The sequence below is a fragment of the Pelagovum pacificum genome (genome assembly GCF_016134045.1).
In the GTDB taxonomy this organism is placed as follows: Bacteria; Pseudomonadota; Alphaproteobacteria; order Rhodobacterales; family Rhodobacteraceae; genus Oceanicola; species Oceanicola pacificus_A.
On the sequence record NZ_CP065915.1, the window covers coordinates 2767382 to 2781069 of the forward strand.

Annotated in this window: 17 protein-coding genes, 1 tRNA gene and 2 other RNA genes; 13 read left to right on the top strand and 7 right to left on the bottom strand. The window is 67.2% G+C overall.

Annotation, left to right across the window (positions count from 1 at the left end; translation table 11 throughout):
• The first annotated feature begins 125 nt into the window (after positions 1-125).
• The 5 genes from ribB to I8N54_RS13555 all read left to right on the top strand — a co-directional run bounded on the left by ribB (position 126) and on the right by I8N54_RS13555 (position 3230).
• Positions 126-1250 (top strand): 3,4-dihydroxy-2-butanone-4-phosphate synthase, encoded by a 1125-nt coding sequence (gene ribB, locus I8N54_RS13535; protein ID WP_140197537.1) that lies wholly within the window; start codon positions 126-128, stop codon positions 1248-1250.
• Positions 1250-1780 carry a 6,7-dimethyl-8-ribityllumazine synthase gene (locus I8N54_RS13540; RefSeq protein ID WP_140197536.1) on the top strand — a complete coding sequence of 177 codons (531 nt, stop codon included), beginning with the start codon at positions 1250-1252 and terminating at the stop codon, positions 1778-1780. Before ribB ends, I8N54_RS13540 begins: the two co-directional genes overlap by 1 nt.
• On the top strand, positions 1777-2256 hold the full coding sequence (gene nusB / locus I8N54_RS13545) for a transcription antitermination factor NusB (protein WP_140197535.1): 480 nt from the start codon (positions 1777-1779) through the stop codon (positions 2254-2256). Before I8N54_RS13540 ends, nusB begins: the two co-directional genes overlap by 4 nt.
• Positions 2257-2329: 73 nt before the next feature.
• Entirely contained in the window at positions 2330-2665 is a 336-nt protein-coding gene (locus tag I8N54_RS13550; protein WP_140197534.1) for a hypothetical protein, read from the top strand.
• A gap of 16 nt (positions 2666-2681) precedes the next feature.
• Positions 2682-3230, top strand: coding sequence for an HdeD family acid-resistance protein (locus tag I8N54_RS13555; RefSeq protein WP_140197533.1), 549 nt, complete (start codon positions 2682-2684; stop codon positions 3228-3230).
• 12 nt (positions 3231-3242) lie between these two features.
• Here the strand turns inward: I8N54_RS13555 and ssrS are convergent.
• A non-coding RNA gene (gene ssrS, locus I8N54_RS13560) (6S RNA) lies at positions 3243-3397 on the bottom strand.
• A 142-nt stretch (positions 3398-3539) separates the two neighbouring features.
• Here ssrS and I8N54_RS13565 point away from each other — a divergent pair.
• A complete protein-coding gene (locus I8N54_RS13565; RefSeq protein WP_140197532.1) occupies positions 3540-4001 on the top strand; it encodes an MmcB family DNA repair protein in 462 nt (153 codons plus the stop codon).
• Here the strand turns inward: I8N54_RS13565 and I8N54_RS13570 are convergent.
• Positions 3982-4179 carry a DUF6324 family protein gene (locus I8N54_RS13570; protein WP_140197531.1) on the bottom strand — a complete coding sequence of 66 codons (198 nt, stop codon included), beginning with the start codon at positions 4177-4179 and terminating at the stop codon, positions 3982-3984. The genes I8N54_RS13565 and I8N54_RS13570 overlap by 20 nt on opposite strands.
• A gap of 78 nt (positions 4180-4257) precedes the next feature.
• Between I8N54_RS13570 and I8N54_RS13575 the strand changes: the two genes are divergently transcribed.
• The 3 genes from I8N54_RS13575 (at position 4258) to I8N54_RS13585 (ending at position 5785) form a co-directional block, all read left to right on the top strand.
• On the top strand, positions 4258-4740 hold the full coding sequence (locus I8N54_RS13575; protein WP_140197530.1) for a GNAT family N-acetyltransferase: 483 nt from the start codon (positions 4258-4260) through the stop codon (positions 4738-4740).
• A gap of 44 nt (positions 4741-4784) precedes the next feature.
• Positions 4785-4861, top strand: a tRNA-His gene (locus I8N54_RS13580).
• Between the two features lie 87 nt (positions 4862-4948).
• Positions 4949-5785 carry an SDR family NAD(P)-dependent oxidoreductase gene (locus I8N54_RS13585; RefSeq protein WP_140197529.1) on the top strand — a complete coding sequence of 279 codons (837 nt, stop codon included), beginning with the start codon at positions 4949-4951 and terminating at the stop codon, positions 5783-5785.
• Here I8N54_RS13585 and I8N54_RS13590 read toward each other — a convergent pair.
• The 4 genes from I8N54_RS13590 to I8N54_RS13605 all read right to left on the bottom strand — a co-directional run bounded on the left by I8N54_RS13590 (position 5782) and on the right by I8N54_RS13605 (position 7815).
• Positions 5782-6273 (bottom strand): GNAT family N-acetyltransferase, encoded by a 492-nt coding sequence (locus I8N54_RS13590; protein WP_140197528.1) that lies wholly within the window; start codon positions 6271-6273, stop codon positions 5782-5784. The genes I8N54_RS13585 and I8N54_RS13590 overlap by 4 nt on opposite strands.
• A 155-nt stretch (positions 6274-6428) precedes the next feature.
• Positions 6429-6596 (bottom strand): 50S ribosomal protein L33, encoded by a 168-nt coding sequence (gene rpmG / locus I8N54_RS13595; RefSeq protein WP_007256617.1) that lies wholly within the window; start codon positions 6594-6596, stop codon positions 6429-6431.
• A 202-nt stretch (positions 6597-6798) separates the two neighbouring features.
• Positions 6799-7167: RNase P RNA component class A (rnpB, locus tag I8N54_RS13600), an RNA gene on the bottom strand.
• A 42-nt stretch (positions 7168-7209) separates the two neighbouring features.
• Entirely contained in the window at positions 7210-7815 is a 606-nt protein-coding gene (locus I8N54_RS13605) for an NADPH-dependent FMN reductase (RefSeq protein WP_140197527.1), read from the bottom strand.
• A 110-nt stretch (positions 7816-7925) separates the two neighbouring features.
• On the opposite strand from I8N54_RS13605, the gene I8N54_RS13610 reads away from it, so the two are divergent.
• The 4 genes from I8N54_RS13610 to I8N54_RS13625 all read left to right on the top strand — a co-directional run bounded on the left by I8N54_RS13610 (position 7926) and on the right by I8N54_RS13625 (position 12591).
• Entirely contained in the window at positions 7926-8312 is a 387-nt protein-coding gene (locus I8N54_RS13610) for a winged helix-turn-helix transcriptional regulator (RefSeq protein ID WP_140197526.1), read from the top strand.
• A gap of 42 nt (positions 8313-8354) precedes the next feature.
• Positions 8355-10238 (top strand): cobaltochelatase subunit CobT, encoded by a 1884-nt coding sequence (gene cobT / locus I8N54_RS13615; RefSeq protein ID WP_140197525.1) that lies wholly within the window; start codon positions 8355-8357, stop codon positions 10236-10238.
• A 115-nt stretch (positions 10239-10353) separates the two neighbouring features.
• Positions 10354-12153, top strand: a complete 1800-nt coding sequence (locus I8N54_RS13620; protein WP_140197524.1) for an aminopeptidase P family protein — start codon at positions 10354-10356, stop codon at positions 12151-12153.
• A 96-nt stretch (positions 12154-12249) separates the two neighbouring features.
• Entirely contained in the window at positions 12250-12591 is a 342-nt protein-coding gene (locus I8N54_RS13625) for a DUF427 domain-containing protein (protein WP_140197523.1), read from the top strand.
• A 7-nt stretch (positions 12592-12598) separates the two neighbouring features.
• On the opposite strand, the gene I8N54_RS13630 is transcribed toward I8N54_RS13625, so the two are convergent.
• Complete coding sequence (locus I8N54_RS13630; RefSeq protein ID WP_140197522.1) at positions 12599-13681, bottom strand: hypothetical protein; 1083 nt, start codon at positions 13679-13681, stop codon at positions 12599-12601.
• Positions 13682-13688 lie beyond the last annotated feature (7 nt).

Consider the following 13688-nt stretch of genomic DNA (forward strand, 5'->3'; position numbering starts at 1 on the left):
GCTGACGCCGCGGCGGGGTTCGACCTCACCGCGCACAGCTCCTGCGCCCGGCCCTCGGGATGGCTACCCTTCCCTTCCCGCGCGCCATGACTTATCTGCGCCCCGGAAACTGACGGCGAGCGCGCATGACTTACGATTCTTCAGGCCCCGTTGAGCGTGACTGGTCCGATGCGATCTCCTCGATCGAGGAAATCATCGAGGACGCGCGCAACGGCCGGATGTTCATCCTCGTCGACCACGAGGACCGCGAGAACGAGGGCGACCTCGTCATCCCGGCCCAGATGGCGACGCCGGACGCGATCAATTTCATGGCGACCCACGGCCGCGGGCTTATCTGCCTGTCGATGCCGGGCGAGCGGATCGACCAGCTCGGCCTCTCGCTGATGTCGACGAACAACTCCTCGCGCCACGAGACTGCCTTCACCATCTCGATCGAGGCCCGCGAGGGCGTGACCACCGGTATCTCCGCGCACGACCGCGCGCGCACCATCGCGGTCGCCATCGACCCGACCAAGGGCGCCGCCGAGATCGCGACGCCGGGCCACGTCTTCCCGCTGCGCGCCCGCGACGGCGGCGTGCTGGTCCGCGCCGGCCATACCGAGGCCGCGGTCGACATCTCGCGGCTTGCCGGGCTGAACGCCGCCGGCGTGATCTGCGAGATCATGAAGGAGGACGGGTCAATGGCCCGTCTGCCCGACCTCGTGTCCTTCGCGCAGCTGCACGGGTTGAAGATCGGCACGATCTCCGACCTGATCGCCTACCGCCGCCGCAATGACAACCTTGTCCGCCTGCGCACCGAGCGCACGGTCGAGAGCGAGTTCGGCGGCGACTGGAAGATGCGGATCTTCACCGACACCGCCCACGGCGACGAGCACATCGTTCTGAGCCAGGGCGATCTCGAAACGGATGAGCCTGTGCTCGTGCGGATGCATGCGCTCGACCCGCTGCAGGACGTGCTGGGCCTCGGGCCGGCCGGCACCTCGACCGAGTTCGGGCGCGCGATGGAAGTCGTCGCCCGCGAGGGCCGGGGCGCGGTCGTGCTGATCCGCGACACCTCGATGAAACTGCGCCTGCAGGACGATCCGTCGCCGCAGACGCTCCGCCAGTATGGTCTCGGTGCGCAGATCCTGTCGTCGCTCGGCCTGTCCAAGATCACCCTGCTGACGGATTCCCCCCTTCCCCGGGTCGTCGGGCTCGACGCCTACGGGCTCGAGATCGTCGGCACCCGCCGCATCACGGAGACCGCCTGATGGCCGGAGCCAGCCACAAGTTACTCGATCGCCCGACCTTCGATGCGCCGGTGAAGATCCTGTTCGTCGTCGCCCCCTACTATGAAGACATCGCCGACCAGCTGGTCGCGGGCGCCAAGGCCGAGATCGAGGCCGCCGGCGCGACGTGGGAGCTGATCGAGGTGCCCGGTGCACTCGAAGTGCCGACCGCCATCGGCATCGCTGGACGAATGTCCGACTTCGACGGGTACGTCGCGCTCGGCTGCGTGATCCGGGGCGAGACGACGCATTACGAGACGGTCTGCAACGACAGCTCGCGCGGGATCACGATGCTCGGCCTCGCGGGTCACTGCATCGGCAACGGCATCCTGACGGTCGAAACGTACGAGCAGGCCGCCGTCCGGGCCGAGGCCGCCGGCCAGAACAAGGGTGGCGGGGCCGCCGCCGCCGCGCTCCACCTCGTCGCGCTCGCCCGTCGCTGGGGCAAGCCCTCGCGCGGGGTCGGTTTCAGCCGGGATGGCCTGATGGCCGGCGGTGAGGACCAGGCATGAGCGATATGCCTCAGATATCCGGCAACCAGCGGCGCAAGATGCGCTCCGCAGCGCGGTTCTACGCGGTGCAGGCGTTGTTCCAGATGGAAGCCGCGCAGACCTCCGTCGACAAGGTCATGCACGAGTTCGAGGATCACCGCTTCGGCGAAGTCTTCGAAGAAGGCGAGATGCAGGAGGGCGACTCCGACACGTTCCGCAAGCTCTGCGAGGGCGCCGTCGACAACCAGGCGAAGATCGACCAGATGACCGACCGCGCGCTCGTGGCGAAATGGCCCATCGCCCGGATCGACCCGACCCTGCGCGCCCTGTTCCGCGTCGCCGGGGCCGAGCTGATCGGCCCGGACACGCCGCCGCGCGTCGTCATCGTCGAGTTCGTGGACATCGCCCGCGCCTTCTTCCCCGAAGGCAAGGAGCCGTCCTTCGTGAACGCCGTCCTCGACCACATGGCGCGGGAAGCGAAGCCGGAGGCCTTCTAGGCCCGGCACTGGACGCTCCCGCTCACCGCCCCTATCCTTTGAGGCAACACCCCGGAGAATGGGAAACCTGCCGATGATCGCCCGGTCCCGACTTTGCCGTCTCTACCTGCGCAGCGTGGCCATCGGCTTTGCCGCGGCCGCGGTCTTCGTGGCGTTGCTGCTCGGCTTCGACGTTGGCCGGCTTGGCCAGCTCGTCGCGCGCGACCCTGCGGGGATGCTGGCGGTGCTCATGCTGTGGATTTTCAACGGGATCGTCTTCAGCGGCGTGCAGTTCGGAATCGCCGTGATGGCCGTGGCCGAGCGTCCGGACGGCTCCGGCGGGCCGGGACACCGGGCGTTCAGCGCAACCCCGGTTCCCGTCACCGTAGAGGCACGGACCCGCAGCCCCCGTCCTGTCGTTGAGCGTTAAAAACGGAGTTCCAGACATGCCCGATCAGACCCCCTATTCCGACGACCTGATGGCGCATGTGCGCGAGCACAAGGGCCGGTTTCGCTGGCTCGGCATCGCGCTGATCGTTGCCGGGGCGCTCGCGGTCATCTTTCCGCTCGTCGCGTCGATCACGGCCAAGATCATGGTCGGGTGGTTCCTGCTGATCGTCGGGGCCGTCACGCTTTGGCACGCGTTCCAGTCGCGCAGCTGGCGCGAAGCGATCCTGTCGGGCCTCGTCGGCGTGCTGCAGATCGCGGCGGGCGTCTACCTCGCCTTCTTCCCGCTCACCGGGCTGATCGGGCTGACGTTGCTCCTCGGCGTGCTCTTCGCGTTTCAGGGCGGGATCGAGATCGCGATGGCCATGCGGGCGCGGCCGACGCAGGGCTGGGTCTGGATGCTGGTGTCGGGCATCGCCTCGGCGCTCCTGGCGATCTTCCTGATCGCCGGGCTTCCGGGGACGGCGCTGTGGGCGATCGGGCTGCTGCTCGGCGTCAACTTCCTGACGTCGGGGTTTGCCTTCCTCGCCCTGTCGCGGATCGCCTGAGGGTCAAAGGTGGCGGGAACCGCTGCAGCCGTGGGGGTAAGAATTCCCGAGGACCTGTATATACAGGTGGGCGCCAGATAACCGGACCAGGGCCCGGACAGAGCCAGCTCCCTCGGAGTTGCTTAAGGCCACTGGAATTATCCCGTTCACGTACAGAGCAGAAGCCCGCCGAGGCCAGAGCTAGTTCCCACCCCGGCTTCCCGCAAGGGTGACGTGGCAAAATTGTAGAACCGGAGCCGCTTGCAGGCGGACAATGCTCCGCCCCTCGCGGGTCTTTACGGATGTTTCCCTTTTGTTCATACTCTCACCATGCCTGACGATTTCGACCCCACGATCTTCAAACCCGGCCAGCTCCTCGCCCGAGGGGTGTGCCGGCACCTGCTGACGCATGATTTCGTCTCGGTGGAGGAACTGACGCCGGAGCGTGGCCTCCGGGTCGATGTGATGGCGCTCGGCCGCAAGCAGGAGGTCTGGGTGGTCGAGTGCAAATCGTCCCGCGCCGACTTCCAGTCAGATCACAAATGGCAGAACTACCTGCCCTACTGCGACCGGTTCTTCTGGGCCGTCGACGAGGATTTCCCGGTCGAGCTGCTGCCCGAGGAAACCGGCCTCATCATCGCGGATGCCTACGACGCGGAGATCGTGCGGATGTCGCCGGAAACGAAGCTCGCCGCGCCCCGGCGAAAGGTGATGGTCGCGAAGTTCGCCCGGCACGCGGCGCTACGCGCGCACGCCGCCCGGGACCCCGGGATCACTTCTTTTTCTTTGTGAGCTGGCGCGCGGACTTGGCGGCGGCCATGATCTCTTCGGCGATGTCCTCGGCCTCTTCGGGGTCGAAGTCCATCGGGATCTCGGCCCCGCCGCCTTCCACGTAGATGCGTACCATGCCCTTGTCGGTCGGACCGATCTGCAGGTTGGCCTCGATGTCGCGTTCGGTGTCGATACCCATGTTCGCCGTCCTTTGCCTATCGGGGGCATATCGCGCCGCCGAGCTTGATTGACAAGGGGTGCGGGTCAAGGATGGGCCATGTCAGAGATCATCCTGCGCCCCTATACCCCAGACGATGCCGCGTGGCTGGTGGAGCGGCACGCCGACCTCTACGCCCGTGACGAGGGGTTCGACGGCACCTTCGGCCCGCTCGTCGCCGGACTCCTCGCCGACTTCTCCGCCCATGCCGACCCGGAGCGCGAGGCCGGCTGGATCGCGATGCAGGACGGCGCGCCGATCGGCTCCATCTTCTGCGTCTCGGGCTCCCCCGGCTCGGCCAAGCTGCGGCTGTTCCTGATCGTGCCGGAGGCACGGGGACAGGGGCTCGGCCACATGCTGCTCGACCAGTGTATGTCCTTCGCCGGAGATGCGGGCTACCGGCGGATGGAGCTCTGGACTCACGAGAGCCACCGGGCCGCCTGCGCGCTCTACGCCAAGTTCGGCTGGCGGCTCGTCGACAGCCATCCTGTTACCTCCTTCGGGGTCGATCTGATCGAGCAAAGCTGGGAAATCGACCTTTGAAGGCCTTGCATTCACGGCACGTGGCCGCTAATTCCCCCGCCAGTGCCGCCTTAGCTCAGTAGGTTAGAGCGCTTGATTGTGGATCAAGAGGTCTCCCGTTCGAACCGGGAAGGCGGTACCACCTTTCCCCAGACCAGCAGACGATCCGCGCTTGCCCCCGGCGGCGGCGCGCTAGGTTGCTGCACGACATGACATGAGGGAGGACGGCATGACACATCCGGCAATCGAAGCGGGCAAGGTCGCGATCATCACCGGCGGGGCGAGTGGCATCGGGCTGGCCGCGGCAAAGCGGCTTGGCGGCGCCGGCATGAAGATCGTGCTGGTCGACCTCGCCGGCGAACGGCTGGAGCAGGCCGTGGCCGAATTGCGCAACGACGGCATAGAAGCCGTCGCGGTCGGCGGCGACGTCAGCGAACGTGCGACGCACGAGGCGGCGAAGGCCGCGGCAGACGGGCTGGGCGCGACGTCGATCCTGATGTCGAACGCAGGAATCGGCGGAGAGGGCCAGATCCTCGGCTCCGAGGCCGCGTGGCAGCGGACGCTCGGCACGAATATCTGGGGCTCGGTCCATGCGGTGCAGGTGAACCTGCCCGACATGATCGCCTCGGTCGGGCCGGCGGCGGTGATCTGCACCGGCTCCAAGCAGGGCATCACCCTGCCGCCGGGCGACACGGCCTACAACGTGAGCAAGGCGGCGCTGCGGGCCTTCACCGAATCCCTGTCGCATGACCTCGTGACGGACACGGGCGGGCGCGTGACGGCGCATCTGCTGATTCCGGGCTGGACCTTCACCGGTCTCACCGCCGCCGATCCAGGCGCGGAGAAGCCGGCCGGAGCCTGGACGGCCGACCAGGTGGCGGACTACATGATCGAGGGGATGGATCGAGGCGATTTCTACCTTCTTTGCCCCGACAACGACGTCGACCGGCCGACGGACGAAAAGCGGATGCTCTGGCACGCCGGAGACATCGTCGAGAATCGCCCTGCCCTGTCGCGCTGGCACCCAGACCATGCCGCGGCGTTCGACGCCTTCATGAAAGGCTAGAGGTCGCGGGCCATTCGGATGATCGGAAAGTCGATGCCGGGGGCGAGCTGGATGGTCGCCTCCGCCTCCTCGCCGAATCCCAACGCGCGGTAGAATGGCACCGCCGTCCGGGTCGCCTCGCAGTTCATCCGGTGGTGGCCGGCGGCGCGGGCGGTGGCGAAGATCGTGCCGAATATCGCGCGACCGATGCCCTGCCGGGCGAGCCGGTGGTCGGCGACCACGTGGCGGACGCGCGACACCTGGCCGGACCGGGCGGACCAGCCGCCAGCGCCGACGATGCTGCCCTGACGCTCTGCGATGAAATAAGTCGGACTCGACAGCAGCGAGGGCTGGGCGCGGGCCATCACGGGAATCGCTGTGACCAGCACCGACGGCGGATAATCCTCCTTCAGCAGCGCCGGATAGGTGCGCCCGAAGAGTGCGTCGAGCTCCGCAAGGTCGGCGGGGCTGGCGCGTCGGACGCGGATGTCATGGCGCGTTTCGGTCATGTCGGAAATCTACGCCTAGGACATCGACGCGGATAGTCGCGACAGCGCAGACGGCTGGCGGGCGGTTTGCACCGATGGCAGGAGCGGTCCGGCAACAAAAGAAAGGGGCCATGCCTCGCGGCACAGCCCCATTGTCCCTCGTCGGGAAGGCGATCTTACTTGATCTTGCCTTCCTTGTATTCGACGTGCTTGCGCGCAACGGGGTCGTATTTCTTGACCGCCATCTTTTCAGTCATGGTGCGCGCGTTCTTCTTGGTGACGTAGAAGTGCCCGGTCCCCGCGGTGGAGTTCAGGCGGATCTTGATGGTGGTAGGCTTCGCCATGGGTCGCTCCTGATCGCGGGCGCAAGCCGCCCACGTGAAATCCGTTGAAGCCCGCCTTCTACTCGTCCCGGCGTTCCTGTCAACCGGATTCCCGGTCTGTTGAGGTGGGAAAAGCTGGCTATTCAATTTTGAAGGGCGTTCGGACGCCGTTTCGCGCCTCAAGAAGTGCGCGGACGGCCTCATAAGATGTCTTGGGCCGTGATCGCGCGGATGGCCTGTAAGCCGGATTCTGTCCGGGACCGAAGTCCCTGGATGACCATTCCTCTGGACGCGCCGTTGCCGACACGCCTCCAGCTGCCAACCCGGACCTCTCGGGACCAGGTGTCCCTGCCGCAAGCGGCGCGAGGTCCCTATTCGGCATTGCTCCCGGTGGGGCTTGCCATGCGGGCCCGGTTACCCGGCCCCCGGTGGGCTCTTACCCCACCGTTTCACCCTTACCCTGCAAGCAGGGCGGTCTGTTCTCTGTGGCGCTGTCCCTGGGGTTGCCCCCGCCGGGCGTTACCCGGCACCGTTCCTGGTGGAGTCCGGACTTTCCTCGAGGCCGAGGCCCCGCGGTCATCCGGCCATCCGCGCGCGCCGAGCGATAGGGCCCGGCGCGGCGGCGGTCAATGGCTCAGGCAGCGGCGCTCTGCGACTCGGCCCGGCCTTCCTTCAGGACGTTCGCCCACCAGACGAGGTCGTCGAACATCGCGGCGGCGGACGGGGCAAGCACCTCGTGCACGTCCGACATCGGGCCGTCGGCGCCGAGCGGGTGGACCTTCATCAGCTCGCCGCCACCGAGGTGGACGGCCGGGCGGATCGGCGCCATCTGGAGTTCGACACCGATGCCGCGCAGGTGCTCGACCGCGCGGGCCGCGCCGACGCCACCGTAGCCCATCGCCGAGAAGGGCTTGCGAACCCACTGCGTGTAGGCCTGATCGAGCGCGTTCTTCAGCGCGCCGGTGATGGAGTGGTTGTACTCGGCCACCATGAAGACGAAGCCGTCGAAGGTGGCGATCTTTTCCTGCCACTTCAGCGCCTCGGGGCTTTCGCTCGGCATCCATAGATCGGACGCAGGCTCATCGAAGAGCGGAAGGTCGAAATCGCGCAGGTCGACAAGTTCGACCTCGATATCCGTGCGGGCCTGCGCCTGCTCGAGAAGCCAGGCGGCGGGTTTGTCCGCGAAGCGCGTGGCCCGGGTGGAGCCGATCACGATCGCGATGCGGGGTTTGCTGGTCATAGGTTTCTCCGGTAAACTGGTGTCTGTTCGATACCTGCTTCAGAGTGGAGACCGGCGCGACCGACTCCAAGAGGGCACGTTCGGCACATCAGGTAACCGGAAAGTAACCCATGGACGATAATAAGGAATTTCGCGACATCCGTGCGGTTGAGCACAGCAATTGCGCGGTCATCTCGGACCTGCTTGCCCGCACTGCGGACAAGTGGACCATCCTTGTCATCCGGGAACTGGGGGACGGGCCGATCCGCTTCAACGAACTGCGTCGGCGAGTCGCGCCGATCAGTCAGAAGATGCTGTCGAGCACGCTCAAAGGGCTGGAGCGGGACGGCTTCATCACCCGGACAGTGACCCCGTCGGTGCCGCCGGCCGTGACCTACGCGCTGACCGAGCTCGGCTGCGGCTTCCTGAGGCCGGTTCAGGCGATGGCGAACTGGACGATGGAGAATGCCGACACGATCACTGCCGCACGGGAGGCTTATGACGAGCGGCAGACATGAGGCCCCCTTGCCAAACGGGGCGATCCGGTAGATCTCTCTGCCATGGCCGGTCCGACAGACAACCCCGCTGATCCGTTCAAGAAGGCGCTCTCCGAGGCGACCAAGGTGCTTGCCGACGATTCAGAGCTGGCGGTCACCTTCTCGGTCGACCCGCCGGGCGCCACCAACGATTCCGTGCGCCTGCCGCAGATCAGCCGGCGGATGACGCAGGAAGAGGTGCTGCTCGCCCGCGGTACGGCGGATGCCTACGCGCTGCGCCACCGCTACCACGACGCCGCGATTTCCAACCGCTACATGCCCGAAGGGCAAATGGCGCGCGATCTCTATGACGCGATGGAAAGCGCGCGGGTCGAGGCGGTCGGCGCCAGGCACATGCCCGGCACCGCGGGCAACATCGACGCCAAGATCGCCAACGAGGCGCACCGCAAGGGCTACGGCCAGATCCGCGAGGCCGCCGAGGCGCCGCTCGCCGTCGCCGCCGGCTACATGGTGCGCAACCTTGCCACGGGGCGCGACCTGCCGCCCGCCGCCGCCAACGTCATGGAGCTGTGGCGTGGTTTCATCGAGGAGAATTGCGGCTCGCTCGACCGGGTCGGGGATGCGCTTGAGGATCAGCAGCAATTCGCCCGGCTGGCGCGGCAGCTGATCGCGGAGCTCGGCTATGCCGACCAGCTCGGCGACGATCCCGACCAGCCCGACGAGGACGAGGGTGACGACAGCGCCGAGGCCGACGACGATGCCGAGGAGCAGCCCGACGAATCCGGTGACGAGGACGACGGCGACGAGAACGAGGACATGGACGGCTCGCCCGAGTCGAGCCAGGAGGAACAGCAGGACGCCAGCCAGGCGCAGGTTAACCTCGACGAGCTCGCCGATGCCGAGTTCGCCGAAGAGACCGAAATGCCCGAGGGCGACGCGCCGCTCGAGCCCCCTGCCCCGCCACCGGTGTCGGAGGCCGACCCGAACTACGAGGTCTTCTCCACCAACGCCGACGAGGAGATCGGGGCCGAGGAGCTGGCAGAACCCGCCGAGCTGGAGCGCCTGCGCGCCTATCTCGACCAGCAGCTCGAGCCGCTGAAAGGCGCGGTCGGGCGACTGGCGAACAAGCTGCAGCGCCGCCTGCAGGCCCAGCAGAACCGAAGCTGGGAGTTCGACCGCGAGGAAGGCATCCTCGATGCCGGCCGGCTGGCCCGCGTGGTCGCCAACCCGACCACACCGCTGTCCTTCAAGGTCGAGAAGGACATGGAATTCCGCGACACGATCGTGACGCTGCTGCTCGACAATTCCGGCTCGATGCGGGGGCGGCCGATCTCCATCGCCGCCATCTGCGCCGACGTTCTCGCCCGCACGCTGGAGCGCTGCGACGTGAAGGTAGAAATTCTCGGCTTTACGACGCGGGCCTGGAAGGGCGGCAAGGCGCGGGAGGACTGGCTCGCCGCCGGTCGCCCGGCGAACCCGGGCCGTCTGAACGACCTGCGCCACATCATTTATAAGTCCGCCGACGCGCCCTGGCGGCGCACGCGCGAGAACCTCGGGCTGATGATGAAGGAAGGCCTGCTGAAGGAGAACATCGACGGCGAGGCGCTCGAGTGGGCGCACCGGCGAATGGCTGGCCGTCCCGAGCAGCGCCGCATCCTGATGGTGATTTCCGACGGTGCGCCGGTCGACGACAGCACGTTGAGCGTAAACCCGGCGAACTACCTCGAGAAGCACCTGCGCGACGTCATCGCGATGGTCGAACGGCGCAAGCTGGTCGAGCTGATCGCGATCGGCATCGGCCACGACGTGACCCGCTATTACCAGCGGGCGGTGACGATCACGGACGTCGAGCAGCTGGCCGGTGCGATGACCGAACAGCTCGCGTCGCTGTTCGACAAGGACCCACGCAAGCGGGCCCGTGTGCTTGGCATGAAGAACGTCGCCTGAGGCGCCCCCCGAATTTTCGCCGAAAATTCGATATCGGATATTCCTGAATATCCGATGAACGATTGACGAAAGTGGTGAATGGTCCCGGGCGACGGGGCGGCAGAGGAGTGACGGTATGTTCCAGACTTTCGAAGTGACGAGTTCTCCCGAGCAGGGCCCGCCCCGCCTTTCCGCGCTGCGCGAGGTGATGAAGACCGCCGGCGTCGACGCCTTCATCGTTCCCCGCGCCGATGCGCACCAGGGCGAGAATGTCGCCCCTTGCGATGAGCGGCTGGCGTGGCTCACCGGCTTCACCGGCTCCGCCGGGTTCGCCGCGGTCCTGTCGGACAAGGCGGGCCTGTTCGTCGATGGCCGCTACAGATTGCAGGTCCGCGCGCAGGCGGATCCGGTCTTCACGCCGGTCGACTGGCCCGAGATGTCGCTGTCGGGCTGGCTGACCGACCACCTCTCTCGTGGTGCCGTCGTCGGCTTCGACCCCTGGCTGCACACGGTGGACGAGGTGAAGACGCTGCGGAAGGCGCTCGATGCCGCGCAGATCGAGCTACGCGCCGTCGACAACCTCGTCGACCGGGTGTGGGAGGACCGCCCTGCTCCGCCGGACCAGCCCATCGTGGCCCATGACGAGTCCGTCGCGGGTGAGACCGCCGCCTCCAAACGCGCCCGGCTGGCCGAGGGACTTCGCGAGGATGGCCACCGGGCCGCCCTGCTGACCCTGCCGGATTCGATCGCGTGGCTGCTGAACATCCGCGGCAAGGACATCGACCGGACTCCGGTGCCGCTGACCTTCGCCATCCTGCGCGATGACGGTTCGGTCGAGCTGTTCTGTGGACCGGGACAGGCGGACGGCGTGACGGATCACCTCGGCCCCGACGTCGCGGTCCTGCCACGCGAGGGGTTGCAGGCCGCGCTTGCCGAGCTCGACGGTCCGGTCCTGCTCGACCCGCGCAGCGCGCCGCAGCTTCTGGCCGACGCGCTCGAAAGCTCGGGCGTCAAGATCGCCGAGGGCGACGATCCCTGCCGCTTCCCGAAAGCGCGCAAGAACGCGGCCGAGATCGAGGGCATGCGCGCCGCCCACCTGCGGGACGGCGCGGCGATGGTCCGGTTCCTCGCCTGGATCGACGAAGAGGCGCCGAAGGGCGGGCTGACAGAGATCGCCGTGGTCTCCGCGCTCGAGGGATTTCGGCGCGACACCAACGCGCTGCGCGACGTCAGCTTCGAGACGATCGCCGGTGCCGGGCCGAACGGCGCCATCGTCCATTACCGCGTGAACGAGCAGACCGACCGCGCCGTGAAGCCGGGTGAGCTGCTGCTCGTCGACAGCGGCGGGCAGTACGAGGACGGCACGACGGACATCACCCGCACCGTGATCGTCGGGCAGCCGACCGAGGAGCACCGCACCTGCTTCACTCGCGTGCTGCAGGGGATGATCGCCGTCTCGCGTGTACGTTTCCCGAAAGGTGTCGGCGGGCAGCACCTCGACGCGCTCGCGCGCTACCCGCTCTGGACCGCGGGGATGGATTACGACCACGGGACCGGGCATGGCGTGGGGGCCTACCTTGGCGTTCACGAGGGGCCGCAGGGCATTTCCCGCCGCTCCTCGGTGGCGCTGGAACCGGGGATGATCGTCTCCAACGAACCCGGCTACTACCGCGAGGGAGCCTTCGGCATCCGGATCGAGAACCTGCTCGTCGTGCGCGAGGCGGCTGCGATGCCCGGCGGGGACGACCGGGCGATGCACGACTTCGAGACGCTGACCTTCGTGCCCATCGACCGCAGGCTGATCGATGTGGCCATGTTGTCTGCCGCCGAGAGGGACTGGATCAACGGCTATCATGCCGATACGCTCGAGCATCTGACGCCCCGGCTCGACGGCGCGGCGCTCGACTGGCTTCGGGCGGCCTGCGCGCCGCTGTAACGTGGCGCCCGGCCTGTCGTGACACTGTCATGTCACGTCGCACATCCTGTTTTCCGGGGCCGCCGTGGCCCCGCCTTCTTTCATGACGGAGCTCACATGGCCGACCATATCAAGATCACTCCTGCCGAAGGCACGTGGGTCGTGCGCGCCGGCGGTGCCGTGCTCGGCGAAAGCGAACGCGCCCTCGAACTGGCCGAGGGCGACTACGCCCCTGTCATCTACTTCCCCCGCGACGACATCGCGATGGCGTTCCTCGACAAGACGGACTCGACCTCGACCTGCCCTTGGAAGGGCGACGCGACCTACTATTCGATCGTGGTGAAGAGCGGCACGATCGCAGACGCCGCATGGTCCTACGAGTCGCCGATCGACGAGGTGGGCGAGATCGCAGGCTATATCGCCTTCTATCCGGACAAGGCGGCGGTCGAGCAGGTCTGAGCCCGCCTCACGGGGCGAGGAAGCCGAGATCCTGCAGGATGACGAGCTGCTGAAGCATGCTGAAGCCGAAGGCGGCGTCAAAGCCCCTCCGTTCGGCATCGACGCTCGGTCCCTCCAGCGACAGGGCGAGCACCGCCGGGGCATCGCCCACGACCGCGACGCCGAGCGCCGACCTGGCAAAGTCCGCATAACTCAGCTCGGGCCGTGTTTCGGTCATTGTCTCCCATCCGGCGGGCAATCGGTCGGCCACGTCGGCGGCTACTGCGGCGTCCTCGAACGGGATCAGCATCAGCGCCCTGTCGATGCGGCCGTCGGTGGCTTCGGCCAGCAGGAACGGCGTGTCCCCTTCGATGGCGCCGGGCACGGTGATCCCTTGCGCGTACAGTTCCGCCCTGACGAGCGTGCCGGCCGGGAGGGCTGGATCTTCGAGCGCATCCAGCGTGGCCGCCGCGCGGGGATCGCTGGCGAGTGTCGGCGTGTCCGGGGACAGCAGCAGATCCATGGCGTCCCACCCGCGCGCATGCAGCAGGCGGTCCCCGGTCACCGCGACCCGTGAGGACATGCCGAGACCGAAATCGAAGGGATGTCCAGGATTACGCTCGGTGATGGAGATCTGGAAGTCGTCGAACCGCCAGTAGACCGGCTGGCCGTCCCGCATCTCTTCATCGTAGCCATAGCTCAGCAACGCCGGGCCGACCGCGTCCGACACGCCGGGGTCGAGGTCGATCAGGCTGAGCGTCATCGGCGCGTTGGCGACGTGCGAGATTGCGACAATATCCTCGAACGCGAAGCCGCTCGTCGGACTCCATTGGTCCGCGCCGGCGATCAGGAAGTCCCAATATGGCAACGGCAACATGCGCGCGGCCGGCCACCAGGTGTCGCCGAGGGGCGCCAGCAGGTTTTCACGCCGGGCGAGGACAGCAAGCGTCGCCCCGTCCCGGTTCCCGTATTCCGTCAAGGCGCCGGGGGCGAGGGCAAGCGCCGCCGGGATACTGTCGAAATGCGCACGAAGCGATCCGGTGTCGATGTCGGCAACAGCGGGCGACGCGGACAGGGCCAGCGCAAGCGCGCTGGCGAGGCTAGTATTCATTCATCAA

Excerpts from the sequence above, each read along its gene's own strand:
- I8N54_RS13565 (WP_140197532.1), top strand. The coding sequence starts at position 3,540 with ATGCCTGACGATTTCGACCCCACGATCTTCAAACCCGGCCAGCTCCTC.
- nusB (WP_140197535.1), top strand. The coding sequence starts at position 1,777 with ATGAGCGATATGCCTCAGATATCCGGCAACCAGCGGCGCAAGATGCGC.
- I8N54_RS13575 (WP_140197530.1), top strand. The coding sequence starts at position 4,258 with ATGTCAGAGATCATCCTGCGCCCCTATACCCCAGACGATGCCGCGTGG.
- I8N54_RS13555 (WP_140197533.1), top strand. The coding sequence starts at position 2,682 with ATGCCCGATCAGACCCCCTATTCCGACGACCTGATGGCGCATGTGCGC.
- I8N54_RS13570 (WP_140197531.1), bottom strand. The coding sequence starts at position 4,179 with ATGGGTATCGACACCGAACGCGACATCGAGGCCAACCTGCAGATCGGT.
- I8N54_RS13605 (WP_140197527.1), bottom strand. The coding sequence starts at position 7,815 with ATGACCAGCAAACCCCGCATCGCGATCGTGATCGGCTCCACCCGGGCC.
- I8N54_RS13610 (WP_140197526.1), top strand. The coding sequence starts at position 7,926 with ATGGACGATAATAAGGAATTTCGCGACATCCGTGCGGTTGAGCACAGC.
- I8N54_RS13620 (WP_140197524.1), top strand. The coding sequence starts at position 10,354 with ATGTTCCAGACTTTCGAAGTGACGAGTTCTCCCGAGCAGGGCCCGCCC.
- I8N54_RS13550 (WP_140197534.1), top strand. The coding sequence starts at position 2,330 with ATGATCGCCCGGTCCCGACTTTGCCGTCTCTACCTGCGCAGCGTGGCC.
- I8N54_RS13540 (WP_140197536.1), top strand. The coding sequence starts at position 1,250 with ATGGCCGGAGCCAGCCACAAGTTACTCGATCGCCCGACCTTCGATGCG.
- I8N54_RS13625 (WP_140197523.1), top strand. The coding sequence starts at position 12,250 with ATGGCCGACCATATCAAGATCACTCCTGCCGAAGGCACGTGGGTCGTG.
- I8N54_RS13585 (WP_140197529.1), top strand. The coding sequence starts at position 4,949 with ATGACACATCCGGCAATCGAAGCGGGCAAGGTCGCGATCATCACCGGC.
- I8N54_RS13630 (WP_140197522.1), bottom strand. The coding sequence starts at position 13,681 with ATGAATACTAGCCTCGCCAGCGCGCTTGCGCTGGCCCTGTCCGCGTCG.
- ribB (WP_140197537.1), top strand. The coding sequence starts at position 126 with ATGACTTACGATTCTTCAGGCCCCGTTGAGCGTGACTGGTCCGATGCG.
- cobT (WP_140197525.1), top strand. The coding sequence starts at position 8,355 with ATGGCCGGTCCGACAGACAACCCCGCTGATCCGTTCAAGAAGGCGCTC.
- rpmG (WP_007256617.1), bottom strand. The coding sequence starts at position 6,596 with ATGGCGAAGCCTACCACCATCAAGATCCGCCTGAACTCCACCGCGGGG.
- I8N54_RS13590 (WP_140197528.1), bottom strand. The coding sequence starts at position 6,273 with ATGACCGAAACGCGCCATGACATCCGCGTCCGACGCGCCAGCCCCGCC.